At 36.8% G+C, this 15327-nt stretch carries 11 protein-coding genes, 1 pseudogene, 1 riboswitch and 2 other annotated features; of the genes and pseudogenes, 4 read left to right on the top strand and 8 right to left on the bottom strand.

All coding sequences use genetic code 11. The features are described 5' to 3' along the window. Nucleotides 1–25: 25 nt before the first annotated feature. Nucleotides 26–128: riboswitch (SAM riboswitch) on the bottom strand. 258 nt (nt 129–386) lie between these two features. From gnd to J2S17_RS00165, 4 genes are all read right to left on the bottom strand, one after another. Next, complete coding sequence (gnd, locus tag J2S17_RS00180; protein WP_307470717.1) at nt 387–1799, bottom strand: NADP-dependent phosphogluconate dehydrogenase; 1413 nt, start codon at nt 1797–1799, stop codon at nt 387–389. A gap of 189 nt (nt 1800–1988) precedes the next feature. Further along, entirely contained in the window at nt 1989–2510 is a 522-nt protein-coding gene (locus J2S17_RS00175; RefSeq protein ID WP_307470714.1) for a GNAT family N-acetyltransferase, read from the bottom strand. Nucleotides 2511–2588: 78 nt separating this feature from the next. Beyond that, nucleotides 2589–3365 carry an alpha/beta fold hydrolase gene (locus J2S17_RS00170; RefSeq protein WP_307470712.1) on the bottom strand — a complete coding sequence of 259 codons (777 nt, stop codon included), beginning with the start codon at nt 3363–3365 and terminating at the stop codon, nt 2589–2591. Between the two features lie 74 nt (nt 3366–3439). Further along, nucleotides 3440–4648 carry an NAD(P)/FAD-dependent oxidoreductase gene (locus tag J2S17_RS00165; protein WP_307470709.1) on the bottom strand — a complete coding sequence of 403 codons (1209 nt, stop codon included), beginning with the start codon at nt 4646–4648 and terminating at the stop codon, nt 3440–3442. Nucleotides 4649–4792: 144 nt separating this feature from the next. After that, nucleotides 4793–5054 (top strand) — a binding site (T-box leader). Between the two features lie 97 nt (nt 5055–5151). Here J2S17_RS00165 and J2S17_RS00160 point away from each other — a divergent pair. From J2S17_RS00160 to J2S17_RS00150, 3 genes and pseudogenes are all read left to right on the top strand, one after another. Further along, a pseudogene (locus tag J2S17_RS00160) lies at nt 5152–6636 on the top strand (methionine--tRNA ligase). Between the two features lie 151 nt (nt 6637–6787). Then, nucleotides 6788–7843 carry an RNA ligase gene (locus tag J2S17_RS00155; RefSeq protein WP_307470706.1) on the top strand — a complete coding sequence of 352 codons (1056 nt, stop codon included), beginning with the start codon at nt 6788–6790 and terminating at the stop codon, nt 7841–7843. 9 nt (nt 7844–7852) lie between these two features. Further along, the gene (locus tag J2S17_RS00150) at nt 7853–8833 is read left to right on the top strand and encodes an AAA family ATPase (RefSeq protein ID WP_307470703.1); all 981 of its coding nucleotides are present in this window, start codon (nt 7853–7855) and stop codon (nt 8831–8833) included. 101 nt (nt 8834–8934) lie between these two features. On the opposite strand, the gene J2S17_RS00145 is transcribed toward J2S17_RS00150, so the two are convergent. Continuing rightward, a complete protein-coding gene (locus tag J2S17_RS00145; RefSeq protein WP_307470700.1) occupies nt 8935–9837 on the bottom strand; it encodes an alpha/beta fold hydrolase in 903 nt (300 codons plus the stop codon). Between the two features lie 322 nt (nt 9838–10159). Then, nucleotides 10160–11710, bottom strand: coding sequence for a lysine--tRNA ligase (gene lysS / locus J2S17_RS00140; RefSeq protein ID WP_307470698.1), 1551 nt, complete (start codon nt 11708–11710; stop codon nt 10160–10162). A 71-nt stretch (nt 11711–11781) separates the two neighbouring features. Next, nucleotides 11782–12050, bottom strand: a binding site (T-box leader). A gap of 631 nt (nt 12051–12681) precedes the next feature. On the opposite strand from lysS, the gene J2S17_RS00135 reads away from it, so the two are divergent. After that, nucleotides 12682–12888, top strand: coding sequence for a hypothetical protein (locus J2S17_RS00135; RefSeq protein WP_370874914.1), 207 nt, complete (start codon nt 12682–12684; stop codon nt 12886–12888). A gap of 384 nt (nt 12889–13272) precedes the next feature. Here the strand turns inward: J2S17_RS00135 and J2S17_RS00130 are convergent, their stop codons facing one another. Together J2S17_RS00130 and J2S17_RS00125 are read right to left on the bottom strand one after the other, a co-directional pair. Then, nucleotides 13273–14067, bottom strand: coding sequence for an aldo/keto reductase (locus tag J2S17_RS00130; protein WP_307471552.1), 795 nt, complete (start codon nt 14065–14067; stop codon nt 13273–13275). Nucleotides 14068–14107: 40 nt separating this feature from the next. Continuing rightward, complete coding sequence (locus J2S17_RS00125) at nt 14108–15304, bottom strand: MFS transporter (RefSeq protein WP_370874913.1); 1197 nt, start codon at nt 15302–15304, stop codon at nt 14108–14110. Nucleotides 15305–15327: the final 23 nt, after the last annotated feature.

Genomic DNA, 15327 nt, shown 5'->3' with positions numbered 1-15327 from the left:
AGGTCAGGAGTAAAACCCTGGTTTCTTCTCATCTTTCAAACTCGAAAGTTTGCTGGAATTGGCACAGTACCATTTGGTCTGTTGCCGAGGTTTCAATGGGCCAGCCCCTCCACCTCTCTGGATAAGAAATATTTATATTTAATTGTTTGATTAAAAGAGATTTATATTGTAAAAATCTTTCTTAAATATATTTTGAATTGATTAAATCCTATACTATGCCTATTGTAACTGTCAAGGATTATTTTAATTATTTATAATTTTGGATATACTCAACTTAAATTACAATTCACTGACTCATTTTTTTGCTTTACACATAAAAAAAACAATAAGGAACGATTGGACTGACCAACCGTCTCTTATTGTTTTTAACTATATATTAGCGAGTGCTATTCCATCCAGTTTGTATGGAATACACCTTCTTTATCCACACGCTGATACGTGTGAGCACCAAAGTAATCACGTTGTGCTTGAAGAAGATTGGCTGGTAAAGTTTCTGTTCTATAACTATCATAATAGGCAATAGCACTTGCGAATGATGGCACTGGAATACCGCGCTCGATCGCGATCGAAAGGACTTTACGTAATGCTAGTTGGTAATTTTCAACGATATCCTTGAAATAAGGATCTAGTAATAGATTCTTTAACTCTGGTTCATGATCGTATGCATCCTTAATTTTTTGCAGGAACTGCGCACGGATAATGCAGCCTCCACGGAATATCATCGCGATATCGCCGTAACGAAGATCCCAATTTTTCTCTTCGGACATTGCACGCATTTGTGCAAAGCCTTGCGCGTAGGAAACTATTTTGCTCATATATAGCGCTTTACGAACAGCTTCGATTAATTCAGCTTTGTCGCCTTCAAATGCAGACACTTCAGGTCCATTTAACACTTTGCTTGCTTTAACACGTTCTTCTTTCATAGCAGAAATAAAACGAGCGAAAACGGATTCTGTAATGATAGGAAGAGGAACACCAAGATCAAGAGCATTCTGGCTTGTCCATTTTCCTGTACCCTTTTGGCCTGCCGTATCGAGAATGACATCGACTAACGGTTTGCCTGTATCTTCGTCTTTTTTAGTGAAAATATCAGCTGTGATTTCGATTAGATAGCTATCTAATTCACCTTTGTTCCACTCGGCAAAAATTTCATGAAGCTCCTCTGCCTCAAGACCAAGAACATGCTTTAGGATAAAGTAAGCTTCGGAAATCAATTGCATGTCGCCGTACTCGATGCCATTATGGACCATTTTTACATAGTGTCCAGCTCCATCTGGTCCGATATATGTAGAGCATGGCTCGCCATCTACTTTTGCAGAAATGGCTTCAAAAATCGGTTTTACAAGCTCATATGCTTCTTCTTTTCCACCTGGCATGATTGAAGGGCCTTTTAAGGCACCCTCTTCTCCACCAGAAACGCCCGTACCAATAAAATGAAAACCTGCAGATGCCAGTTCTTTATTACGTCTAATCGTATCTTCGAAGTAAGTATTTCCCCCATCAATTAAGATGTCACCTTCTTCAAGATATGGCTTTAATGACTCAATCGTTGCATCTGTGGCAGCGCCCGCTTTAACCATTAAAAGAATCTTTCTTGGTGTTTCAAGTGAATGCACAAATTCCTCCACTGTTTTTGCACCAACAAAGTTTTTACCTTCTGCTTCATTTTTCAAGAATTCTTCTGTTTTATCGTAAGAACGGTTAAATACAGCAACAGAATAACCTCTGCTTTCAATATTCATTGCAAGGTTTTTTCCCATTACCGCTAATCCGATTACACCGATTTGCTGTTTTGACATGATTCGCTTTCCTTTCTCTTATGTATTAAGTACATTCTCTTGTACTTCATAAATCCTGCATGAGTCCATCATTGTAGAATGTCCTTCGAATAATCTTACCTATTCAATTCATTGCATTCTTAAAAAACACTCACTGTGAATTATACAAAACAGTTGCTGTGATTACAATAAAAGCGAGTATTAAGGGAACTATAAGAATTTTCTTGCAATATCATTTATATTTCCCCAACCATACACACCCTCTACAATCACTTTATTCTCTATCTTAATTTTCACTTCTTCAATTTTTTTTGCACCAAGCGCCTCATAAAAATGACGTGAAGGGTTTGCTTCTAGGACTAAAACTAGTAATGAATCGAAGGACAAATTTAGAAGTTCACTAACCACTGGCTTCAGAAGTAATTTTCCTAATCCCTTTTGCTGGTATTCCTTTAAAATATATATCGCATAGATTTCTCCTTTATAGGCTGGATAATTCCCCGTCCTTTCCTTACCTCCTCCAGAAAATCCTACAATTTCTCCTTGATCATTTTCAGCAACATATACAGATTGTGTTGATAGATTTCCCTTCCAAAGCTCTTCTCTACTTTTATAACTCAAGCGATTTAAATACGCTGCTGGTATCATTTGATTATATGTTGTACGCCAGCTATCTACATGTACTTTTGCTATTCCTGCTGCATCTGTGAGTTTTGCTTGTCTTATTTTCACTGAGCTCAACCTCCTTTGTGTATCTCACACCATTAGTTACGATTCTAGGAAAATTGAAGTATTCACGGTAATGATCGTTCATTTTATTGCTTGCAGTTCTTGAGGAAATGTTCCATTTCCCAGCCAAGTTTCCACTATAGTGTTAAATAGTATAGGGTTTGCTAAAGATAATCCGTGACCCATTTTTGAGATAATGAACCCTTTACAATTAGGATTACTTTGAATGATTTCACGTGCTGATTCTTTCATTATTTTTCTCTCTTTTTCACCGACAGTAACTAAAATCTGCCCACTCGCATGCTCGAATCTTCTCGGTATTCTAAAAGCCATATTTTCTTTCATTACTCTCAAAAAAGCATCCTTGCCGAATTGACAGTTTCCTAGATAATAGGTTTCGTAGTAGTGCTGATCTATGTACATTGATTTGGCTTGGATATTAGAGAATGTCTTGTTTTTTGTTAGAGGATAGAACCAGGCCATCGATTTAGTCAGCGTGTCGGCAAAAGGCATATGTTTCACTAATGCACTATTGATCATGGCATAGTGGATGAGATCCGGTTTTATACTTAGCATAGCTATTAAGACTTGCGCACCTAACGAAAAACCTATTACTATGACGGTTTTCCCCTTTCCTTTTTCTTCAACCAGTTCAATTATTTCTTCTGCAGTTGATTTTATTTTAAAAGGTTTAGACGAGATACTTTCTCCATGCTCAGGCAAATCAGGAACTAAGCAATGAAAGCGCGAAAAGTACTCTACTTGTTCATCCCACATCCAACCACCCACTCCGCCTCCATGAATAAAAACTATTAGCCTCGAATTGCTATCCCCTGACTCTTTATATTGTAAACTCATAGATTACACATCCGTTCTTTCTCCCCTTTTATGTACATCATACTACAAAAAAAGGAAATATTTCCTTTTAACTGCTAGTATTCGTAATAAAGTGAAAAATCAGGGTGGCTCCCTTCTGCAATATAATCCTTTAATATCTTAGATAAAATCATACTGTATACTGTGCCATTCCCTCCATAAGTTAACAAAAAACAACCATTCTGATAGACTGGGTGCTGTTTAATCATTGGCAAACCATTATGAGTTTCTCCGAAAAAGCCGGACCAGTAAAAATCTGCCTTTACTTTGTTTGCTAATTCAGGGAAAAACTCTATTAAGCTTTCTAACAGCAAATCTCGTTTATGTAAAAGTTTTGAATCTCGTTTATTTTCTTCTGTAGTTAATTCATCTAATCCCCCAATAATAATGCGCTGATCAACCGTAGAGCGAATATATAAGTATGGTCGGGCTGTTTCCCAAATCATCATTTTTTCCGGCCATTTTAATTGTACGTTAATCGGATTTGTTGTGATGGCGTAAGAGCTAATGATCCGTGCATTAGGATCAGTTACACTCTCCTGCGCCTCGTAACCCGTTGAGTAGATAACATATTTTGCTCTTATTCGATTCTTTTGGTTTGTATATAAGTTAACGTGACTTTCAAACCATTCATTTCCAACAATCTCTGTATCTTCATAAATAGCTACTCCCTGTTTACTTGCAAAATGAAACAATTGCTGGATATTTTTCAACGGATTGATTTCCGCATCTCCTTTAGAAACGAGTGCTGCTGATTTTTCAAAAGAAAATTGGTTTTTCATATCGTCATCTGTCCAAAATTCAACAGGAAAATCGTATTTTAATAGGTTAGCGTATTCTTCTTCAAGCATGGACTTATCTTCTAGATTAGAAGCATAGTACAAGCTTTTTCTTTCAATAAAATCTGGGTCTTCTTCTAGGACAGGCAAGATTTGCTTCTTGTAATCTTCCAGTACATCAAAGCAATGCTTTAAATGCTTATATCCTTTCTCCTCCCCAAAAGAGTTCAAATAAGAAGTAAATAATTTATCATTACTATATTGCAGTAACCCTGTATTAGCTGATGTACTTCCAAAACCGATGTTTCTCTTGTCCACCACAACAGTTTTCAAATCCGTTTGGGCAAAGTGATAGGCGAGAAAAGCACCAGATGAACCCGTCCCGACAATGCATACATCACATTCGATATCTTCTTCAAGCATTGAATATTTCTTTTTATTTTGAATGGTTTGCGGCCAATAAATTCGCCATGCCTTTAAATCCATCATCATCCTCCATCACAGTTAATAAATACTATTTACCCATTAATATCAAGTTTCACTCCTTATTAATGCACTTAAAAAATTTTTAAAAAGGAAAGTCACCTATTGCTTAATCAAACGCAAACTGACATAATAATACTATTATTTTTAAAAGCAATGATGGGAAGAGTAAATTGATTTTGTTCTTACACAGAGAGCTTCGGTTGGTGAAAAGAAGCAAAGAATGGTCGATTGAAGATGGTCCTTGAGCTGCATTGCTGAACGGATTTCGTTAGGCAATGACGAGAATTGGCACTCGTTATCAATGTCAGGGTATAAGAACGTTCTAATCGTTCCGTACTTATGGAGGCTAATCATGTGAGTGATTAGTAAATAAAGGTGGTAACACGAGGATAACCTCGTCCTTTGACAAATTTTATTTGTCATTGGGCGAGGTTTTTTTATTTTTCATATTGCCTATGTCTTCCAAACAACGGTGCGGTTAAGAAACAAGGAGGAAGAAGAAAATGAATATTTTTATTGGCGGTGCTTGGCCGTACGCAAATGGCTCTTTACATTTAGGACATATTTCCAGCCTGTTATCAGGTGATATTTTGGCTCGTTATTATCGCGCTAAAGGCGATGAGGTTCTTTATGTCTCGGGGAGTGACTGTAATGGAACACCAATCTCTATCAGGGCAAGACAAGAAGGTGTCACACCAAGGGAAATTGCTAATAAATTTCATCGTGAGTTCTGTCATTGCTTTGAAAAACTAGGATTTACTTATGATCTATATACTCGGACAGATGATCTTCATCATCATGAAATCGTCCAAAAAATCTTCCAAAAATTATTAGCAAACAACAAAATCTATAAAAAGACTGTAGAGCAGGCCTACTGTTCCACCTGCACGCAATTTTTACCTGACCGTTATGTTGAAGGGACTTGCCCTCATTGCGGCAAAGATGCGAGAGGCGATCAATGTGATGAATGCGCAACCATACTGGATCCTTTAGACTTGCTAACTAAACGGTGTAAAATATGTGGAGATGAGCCTGCAGGAAAAGACACAGAGCACTTTTATTGGAGTGAACATACCTGTTAAAGGTTTCGAAGACAAAAAGATTTATGTATGGATTGAAGCAGTTACTGGCTATTTTTCAGCAAGTAAAAAATGGGCACTAGAAACGGGTAAAGACGATTCTTCATTCTGGAATGCGCAGACTAAGTCTTATTATTTACATGGAAAGGATAATATTCCCTTTCACACCGTCATCTGGCCTGCCATTCTGTTAGGAGCAGGGATTGAAGGGGCGCCAACCCATATAGTATCTAATGAATATATAACCGTCGAAAAAAAGAAGCTGTCAACAAGTAAAAACTGGGCTGTGTGGGTTCCTGATATCATCGAAAGATATCACCCAGATTCTATCCGCTATTTTCTAACCATTAATGCACCCGAAGAGCGTGATTGTGATTTCTCCTGGCGAGAGTTTATTTATAGTCATAATAGCGAGCTGCTCGGGGCATATGGGAACTTCGTGAATAGATCGCTTAAATTCATCGAGAAATACTATGATGGCTCCATTCCAAATGGAGTGATTGATGATTCATGGAAGAACGAAATCGAACAGCTGTATAGGAAGGTCGGAACGCTGATTGAAGAGGCCCATTTTAAGCGGGCGATTGAAACGATATTTTCTTTTGTTCGTACAGCAAATAAATATTTTGATCAGCGCAAGCCATGGATACAGATAAAGGAATCTCAAGTAGATTGCAATAATACACTTACCACATGCATTTACTTCATTGCGAATTTAGCTCAGGTTCTTCAGCCCTTTTTACCTTTTTCGAGTGAGAAAGTTGCACAAGTGCTTTGTTTGCCTCAACTTGTTTGGGCACCCATTCACGCCCCTGAAGGTACATTGAATCAGATAGTCCGCTATTTGAGAGAATTGATACTGACAGAATACAAGAGGAACTTGAGCTTCTCACTTCTCAGTCCAAATAGATATTCCATTCAAGTGGAGAATCTCTTTCATCAGACGTTCTTCACTTGAATAAAATAATAAAGCTTGAAATATCTTGCTTTTTTGGAATAATAGTAACTAATCAGTATGATTAATAATATCAAATCCTTTTTGTAAATGGTGGTGTAAGCAGTGATCTCAAAAGAAGCGTATATGGAGGAAGTAAACAATAAATATATAACCAGAAAACCGCATCCATCCAATCCTGCTTTAGTCATTTTAAACTACACGGAGAACGCTACGTTTGATCAGCGCTGGAATGAACTGACTTTGGCATGCAGAGGATTAATTGTGGATGAATTAAGTGGAGAAATCTTAGCGCGGCCATTTCCTAAATTCTTTAACTACGGAGAAATACCAGATTTGGAGATTGATATTCCTTTTGAAGAATCGCCCGAGATTACGGTTAAATATGATGGCTCTTTAGGTATCAGCTATAAATATAATGGGAAAACCTGTTGGGCAACGAGAGGTTCATTTGAATCTGTGCAAGCTAAAGCCGCTTCAACTATTTGGGAATTAAAATACAAGCATGTAAGGATCCCTGATGAAATCACCTTGCTCGTCGAAATCATCCACCCGATTACTAAGGTTGTAGTCGATTATAACGATACATCTGATTTAATCATCATCGGGGCTATCAATCGATTTACCGGATATGATTATCCTTACCACGAATTGCTGGAACTGGGAACTCTGTTAGGTATGAACGTAACTCAAAAAGTACAATTAACCTTAAACGAAGTAATAAGAAATAAAGAAACCATAGATCATAATAATGAGGGCTGGGTTCTCAGATGGTCCAATGGAAAACGGTTAAAAATCAAAGGAGTAAAATATTTGGAAATTCATAAAATTGCCTATGGTTTATCTACTAAACTGAAAACGGAATATTGGAAGGATGGAAAAATTTCTGAGCTGATTTTTAAAATCCCAGAGGAGTTTAGAAAAGAAATTGAGTCTTTAGTTGCCCATCTGGATGAAAAGGCTGATGAACTTTTAGCCATAGTTAATGAGAATAAGATGAACGCATTAAACCGGACTACTGACCGCAAATCTTTTGCAATTTTTGTTAGTCAAAACATTTCTCCAAGCATTCGTTATTTGGTGTTTAAAAGCTATGACAACCGATTAACACACACCGAGCTAAAAGAACATATATTTAAAAATTATCTTGAATATACATAGGAGGAAGATATGACTACTTTTATACAATTAGTTGGTCTCCCTGGCAGCGGCAAATCTACTCTTGCTATGGATCTATGCATTGAATACAATGCAATCCACCTTTCATCAGACGATATCCGCTCCGAGCAATTCGGTGACGAACAATCACAGGCACATAACCAAGCTGTATTTTCCGAAATGGAAAAAAGGACAAAAGCAGCCCTTAGTTCAGGCATCAATGTAGTTTTTGATGCAACAAATTTAAACAGAAAACGCAGGAGACACTTTATCAACCATATTGTTAAATCAAATCATAAAATAGTTTACTATATGAACACATCTATTGAAGAAATTCGGAAAAGAAATCAAACGAGATCAAGAAAAGTCGATGATCAAGTAATCGATAAAATGTATACAGCCCTCCATATTCCTATATTGGGCGAAGGGTGGGATAGGATCATTTATGTCGGACCCGATTCAAGAATACAAAAGAAAGACAGAGATATTATTGAAGATAAGCTTCGGATAGACCTTGGGCATGATCAGCTATTCGATTCCTTATCGACCGAAATGATTGAGTTTAAAAACATTTTAAACCTCCCGCATGATTCAACCTACCACTCTTTTTCGGTCAGCAGGCATACCTATTATGTCTATCAATATATCTTAAATCATTATCATAAAGATGATAAACCTGAAATGATTTGGGCTGCCTTGTTCCATGATACAGGAAAATCTTTTTGTAAATCATTTACTAGTTTTAAAGGGGAAGAAACCAAATATGCGCATTATTATGGGCATGAGTTTGTTTCGTCTCAAATTGCCTCAAGCCGCTTGAATTCATTGGGTTATAATGAAGAATTAATTAGAAACGTATCTACACTCGTACAATTTCATATGATTCCAATGAACGCAACAGAAAAAAAATTAGCGGAAACGAAAGAACTGCTTGGCGATCATTTATTTAGGAAACTTTTATTTCTTCATGAAGCCGATATGCAGGCAAAATAAAGGAATCCATTGTTAGCAATGGATCCTTTTTTACAAGGATTGATGTCAGGGCGTTTAAAGGGGCAAATCCGATGTTTCTTATACTCAATTTCAATTATTATCTAGCAATTAATTTGATTTAAAATCCTCTCTATTGCTTTGATTATTAAATCTGGTCTATCCATATGTATAGAATGACCTGACTCGTTCGCAAATAGCAATTCACTGTTTTGAGTAAGATTTGCTTGCTTCATTATTAATTCTTGCCACTTTCCTTCAAATATTCTCAATTCCCATTCAGGCAAACCCTCTAAGATCCCCATCTGTATGCTATGCTCCCTGTCTCGACCGATAACAATTAACGGGACCTCAGGAAAATCCCCTTTGTTTTTTATTATTTCCGCATCAACCTTCCAGTTATCAATTTCAGAAAGCATCGCTTTATAGAGATTGGGTTTTATCTGAAAATCTAGTAGTTGTTGTTGTATATCTATTGGTAGTTGTTCTTGATTATTGGTAAGTACAGGGTTGATTATATCGCTTAACTCCTCTTCTTTCTTTTGGGAATAAGATTGGCATTTCTCTAGCCAAATTTCATCAGTATCATTTTTGTCTAGCACTGGCAAGTCTAATAAGTCCAATTCTTTTAGATCGACAGAGGTTGAATCTACTAATATTAATCCTGCAACCTTTTCAGGATGTCTTTTAGTAAAATATTGCGCACATAATCCTCCATAAGAATGTCCAATTAACACGACAGGTTCAGTGACACGGAGCAATCGGATCATTTCACTTAATTCACTCACAACTGAATCAGCGTTGCGGACAGCAGTGCCTCTCTCACTTTTTCCAAGTCCAGGTCTATGAAATGTGATTACTTGATTTAATTTGCTTAATGAATCTATTACATCGTACCATTCGTAGAATGAGCACCCCATTCCTGTAAGAATGAAAATTGGTTTACCTGAATTCCCTCTTTTTAGCATCTCTACTTTAGTTTGGTTTATTTCTATCAATTGGCTCATTGCAGTCACCTAATTACCCTATTTATTTAACTTTTTTGTTTTTCTTAGTTAACCAACCATACAGTAAAACAAGATAGCTAATATTCAATTGTTTCTCCATTTAAAAAAGAAAATATATAGTATGCCTATGAGAAAATATGTATTATTAAAAGAATTAACCAGTTGCTTTACAAGCTGTATCTCAATTCCCCCTTTTCGGAAATCAACTATTTAATAATTTTACCACAAAAAAACCAATTATCTAATTATTCGATTATCTTTGCTATTCCCATATGGAAATAGCAAAGACCTTATAGCATGAATTCTGACGACAGGAGGACAATTATTGAACAAGCAATCGTATCACCCTCTCTGTGCCGATCGCGCTAAATAATAATGGTAAACGAGGTCCACTTTCCTCATTAATAAGCAATTGATAAACATTTTTAAATAAATTCCTTTGATTTTGTTTCATTTTCTTCTTGTCTTCCTCATGACAGATGGCGTAAATGCGCTTCATCAATTGTTCGCCCATCAAGCCACTCTCATTTTTAAGAATGATGACGACTTGTTCAATTCTGTTTTTATCCTCGGAAGAAAGCGTTCTATAATAGGAAATATTTTGATCTTCATTTACTTTTATCAATGTGTCTGTTTTCCAATACCTTAGCCAATACTCCGCTCTATTACAGATTGTGGCAAGCTCCTCTGTCGTATACCATTCACCCGATTTGCTTAAAGCGGTTTGCAGCGCTTGTTCATTGAAGTTAACTAGTGGATAAATGCCAGCCACCTGTTGGAAACTTGGTTGCTTCTGACATTGATTCACTCCAGCCAGTTCTAAAGACTGAATAAGCAGTTCATGATTTAACTTACCAGCGCAATATGACTGATAATATCGTTCAAACTCCGAGTAAGCCCGCTGCACATCCTCATCCAACCCGATATGAAAGGAAGCATTCGGCTTGTATTTGGCAAACATGAATAGAATGACCTCAGGTGTATATATCTTAAGCAAATCCTTCGGTGTCATCACGTTACCAGATGAACTCGACATTTTTTCGTTTGTGCCCTTCAAGGTAATAAAGTCATAGGCCACATAGTCAGGTGCTTCATAATCAAAGATTTCTCTTGCGATTACCTTAGATACATTATAGCTTCCAGTTGCAGCAGAATGATCACGGCCACCTGGCTCGAATACTACATCCTCAAACGACCAGCGCATTGCCCAGTCCACTTTCCAATTGAGTTTTATTCTATTATCACTAAACAATGATTGCTTCCCTTCATACCCACAAGAACAATTGTATTCAAGTAATTCCTCCTCATTGTAAGAATGAATGCGCGTGGAATCTCTATTACATGCTTCGCAATAAAGTGTAATGGGATAAAATGCTTCCCTGTCACGTTCGGATGGCTCGCTCGTTTTAAAACGCTGGAGAATGTCGTAAATGTCTTTTCTCCTGATTAATGCCCTTTTAATCTTACTGGCATAGCGCCCTGACCGATATTCATCTGCTTGGTAACTAAACTCTGGGCAGATCTGAAAAGATCGTAACGACTCTTCAAACTCTTTTTCAAAATAACGGGCATATGACCCTTCTCCATTCGGACTAGGGATGTCCGCATAAGGCATGCCCACAAAATCTTCATAAGAAGCATCGACATTCGCTGGTACCTTCCTTAATCGATCGTAATCATCCCATGAAAAGATGAACCTTGTTTCCTTCCCTAATGCTTGGAGTGCTTTTGTGACAAAATAGGTTGTAATCACTTCGCGAAAATTCCCGATATGAACAGAACCTGACGGACTTATTCCAGATGCACATGTAAAAACCTTATTATTCGGATATTTCTTAATTAACTCTTCGGCTATTTCGAAAGCCCAATGCATATAATCACCTCGTAAAATTTAATCCGGATTGTTTATAAAAACAAAAAAACTCTCACCTCCAAGACTATTGTCTTGAGGGCGAGAGTTTGAATTCGCGGTACCACCTCAGTTTACTTACGGATTGCTCTCGTAAGCCTTATCAGGTACGGCTAACTATATAGCTGATCGCGATACCCTATCCCAATAACGAGGGAAACCGTCGCAAAATCCCTAAACAAAGTTGCTTAGTTCCGTGCGAAGCTCAGAGGTTTTTTTCAATAAGAATTCTTATCCCTCTTTCCACCATCCGAGGGTCTCTGTCATATTCATTCTTATTTACTCGTCTCTTCATTGCTTTTTTAATAATTGTTTATGATATTAACAAAAATCTTTTTATTTAGCAATAATTTTCTGAAAAAGAGTAATCTTATGAAGGAGTTCGATCCATTTAATCATTCTATATCTTCCATCTGCTACGATAATGAATATAAATTTTCAATGTCTCCCTCATAAACATGTTAACGATGGGATTCCTCAAGAGCATTTGGATTGACTTTTAATCTGCCTAAAAGCATGTCGAAATTTGATGAATAATTTCTATTGTTTTATGAAAGCGTTTACATTTATAATTAAAGCAGGCGGATAGCACGTGTGGCTATCATGGTATTTGGCGAAGGTGGGGCTGATACTAATCTTCATAACTCAACTTAAACGAAGCAGGAAGTGAGAAAATGAGTTCTAATATTAGACTAATTGATTTTATAAACGAAAAAGGCTTTGAGTTAGACGCATATCTTTCTGTTTTGTTTAGAAGCAGCGGAGACAAAAAAGAAATCATCTTAATGTAAAAAATATTTTTCAATACTGACTCATTGGGTCAGTATTTTTTTATTTTCATCTAAGTATTAAGTTAACAGATTCATTTCAGCACAGGATATATATGAATATGACAACCTATCTTTCTCATACCTATAAAAAAAAGATAAAGGTGCGTGGAAATAATAATTAAGCAAAATCAAATCGTATTTTATACAATTAAAGCATCGGCAATTAAAAAATTTTTAATCATCGATCTTATTACCGGAACAGGTATTTATTATGCGGTTAAAATTATTTCTGCAAGTGTACTAATTGGAATTGGAGGAAGTATTATTGGAACGGAAGGAGTTAAAAGAATGTCAGGTATTTTCTCAAAATAGCTGAGGACTAAACTTTGATTGAAAACGAGTTTTGGATTGGTCAATTTCACGATAAATTAACTCGAAAGAAATCACAAGGCAGGTAAAAGCAAACTGATTCTCCTATGCGAATCGGAGATATTACTAAGATAAATTTTTAACAGACCCCATGTATATTAATTACCTAACGTATCTGAAGGAGGATAAAAAGGTGGACGTTAATCCCCCCTCCTACGCATATTTGTTTTAAGTTTCATTCCAAAATTGTTTTTCAGTATGAAAGCTTAACGCATTACTCCAATATCATTCCGGATGGATTGAGAAAGATTACTTGAACACATTACGCCATTAACCCCTTGTACTTTGAATAAACAAAAAAGAACGGCATAAAGCCGTTCACTCTAATTAAAAATCAAACTCGTCTGGATGTGGTCCGCTTCTTTCATTTTTATTTAAGGCATCCATTCGTTCCATCTCTTCAGTTGTTAGATGAAAATCAAACAAGTTTATGTTTTCTTCCATTCTTGATTGGGTCATCGATTTAGGAATTGTAATAATACCGTGCTGAATATCCCAACGCAAAATGACCTGTGCAACAGATTTATTATGTCGCTTCGCTATCTCTAGAATCTGTTCGTTATTTAGTATTTCTCCAGCCATAAGTGGTGACCATGCTTCTATTTGAATGTTCTTTTCATAGCAGTAGCTCCTGATCTCTTCTTGAATAAGACGTGGATGGACTTCTATTTGGTTAATTACTGGCTTTATTTCAAAATCTTCAAGAATGCTTTCTAAATGTGGGATTTGGAAGTTGCTTACACCTATCGCTCTAACCTTCCTTTCCTTATAGATCGTTTCAAGCGCTTTCCAGCTATCTCTATATTTATTGTTTCCTGGCCAGTGAATTAGATATAAATCTAAATAATCCAAACCCATTTTTGTGAGACTTGTTTCATAGGCATGCAGTGTTTCAGCATAAGTAAGACCATCATTCCATACTTTTGAAGTGATAAATAGCTCTTCTCTCGTAACTATCCCTTCTTTAATTGCCTCCCTTATACCACGGCCAACACTTTCTTCATTCCCATAGATTTGAGCGGTATCGATACTGCGATAACCTAATTTGATTGCTGTTTTCACTGCATTTGATAGTTCCGGACCATCCTCCACTCGAAAAACTCCATACCCAACTACAGGCATTTTTACACCATTATTTAAAGTTATATTGTTTTGATTCAACTTATAATCGCTCCTTTTTGTTTTTGTATTCTTGTTTTATAGAAACAACAGTGAGTCCAGCTGCTATTAGAACCATAATTCCACCTACCCAGGATGTATGGATAAGTCCTATTGAGTTGGTGACAATTCCCCCTAAGTAGGAGCCAATTGCAATTCCTAAATTAAAGGCAGCAATATTTAATGCTGAAGCTACATCTACAGCACTTGGTACATAGCGTTCTGCTAGTATAACAACTGATGTTTGCAAACCAGGTACATTCATGAATGCAAACAATCCCATTAACAACACTGTAAAGAGACCTGCTATCTTAAATGGGATGGTAAAGTAAAGTATGATTAACACGATCGCCTGCACGAAGAACATAAAAAATAGGGAACGAATAGGATTTTGATTAGATAATTTCCCGCCAATGATGTTCCCTATCGCTACCATTATTCCATATAGAACCAAGAGCACTGTAACTAAATTGGACGAATATCCCGTTACGTCTTGGAGTAGTGGCGATAAATACGTAAATACAACAAAAGTGCCGCCATACCCTAGTGCAGTAATCACTAAAATAAGGAGGATGCGTTTGTTTTTAACCAGCTTGATTTGCTCTGAAAGAAGAGGTTTTGGTCCTCTTTCAATCTTATTAGGCAGTAAAAACCAGTTTGCTATAACAGCAATGACTCCGATAAAGACAATAAATCCAAAAGCAAAACGCCATCCAACTTGTTGCCCAATAAAAGTGCCAAAAGGAACGCCCGTTATCGTTGCAACAGTTAAACCTGTAAACATAATAGAAATGGCACTCGCCCGTTTTTCTTTCGGAACAAGGCTAGCTGCTATCGTTGATCCTATGGACATAAACACGCCATGTGCTAATGCTGATACAAGACGAGAGACTAGTAATAAAACCATTGATGTAGACACCATCGCAATACTATTACCGACAATGAAAACCATCATCACCATAAGTAATAATCGCTTACGTGGTATGGAAGAAAATAAAAGCGTTAATACGGGTGCACCGATGACAACCCCTATTGCATATATAGAAACAGTCAATCCTGCAGTTTGCACAGTCGTTTGTAAATCACTGGCAATCATCGGTAATAACCCAACACTAATGAACTCGGTTGTACCGATTGCAAAGGCTGTTACAGCTAAAGCAATTAGTGCGAGCTGCTGCTGTTTTTTTGATAAAGAATCCAAATTGATTGAGTACCTCCTTAGAT

Source organism: Cytobacillus purgationiresistens (assembly GCF_030813235.1).
Lineage (GTDB): Bacteria > Bacillota > Bacilli > Bacillales > Cytobacillaceae > Cytobacillus > Cytobacillus purgationiresistens.
The sequence above is the reverse complement of the archived record's forward strand: the minus strand, read 5'-3'. Positions and strand labels throughout refer to the sequence as shown.

What these genes read in the sequence shown, in the direction of transcription:
- gnd (WP_307470717.1), bottom strand. Translation starts at nt 1,799, where the DNA reads ATGTCAAAACAGCAAATCGGTGTAATCGGATTAGCGGTAATGGGAAAA.
- lysS (WP_307470698.1), bottom strand. Translation starts at nt 11,710, where the DNA reads ATGCATTGGGCTTTCGAAATAGCCGAAGAGTTAATTAAGAAATATCCG.
- J2S17_RS00145 (WP_307470700.1), bottom strand. Translation starts at nt 9,837, where the DNA reads ATGAGCCAATTGATAGAAATAAACCAAACTAAAGTAGAGATGCTAAAA.
- J2S17_RS00150 (WP_307470703.1), top strand. Translation starts at nt 7,853, where the DNA reads ATGACTACTTTTATACAATTAGTTGGTCTCCCTGGCAGCGGCAAATCT.
- J2S17_RS00165 (WP_307470709.1), bottom strand. Translation starts at nt 4,648, where the DNA reads ATGGATTTAAAGGCATGGCGAATTTATTGGCCGCAAACCATTCAAAAT.
- J2S17_RS00130 (WP_307471552.1), bottom strand. Translation starts at nt 14,067, where the DNA reads ATGCCTGTAGTTGGGTATGGAGTTTTTCGAGTGGAGGATGGTCCGGAA.
- J2S17_RS00170 (WP_307470712.1), bottom strand. Translation starts at nt 3,365, where the DNA reads ATGAGTTTACAATATAAAGAGTCAGGGGATAGCAATTCGAGGCTAATA.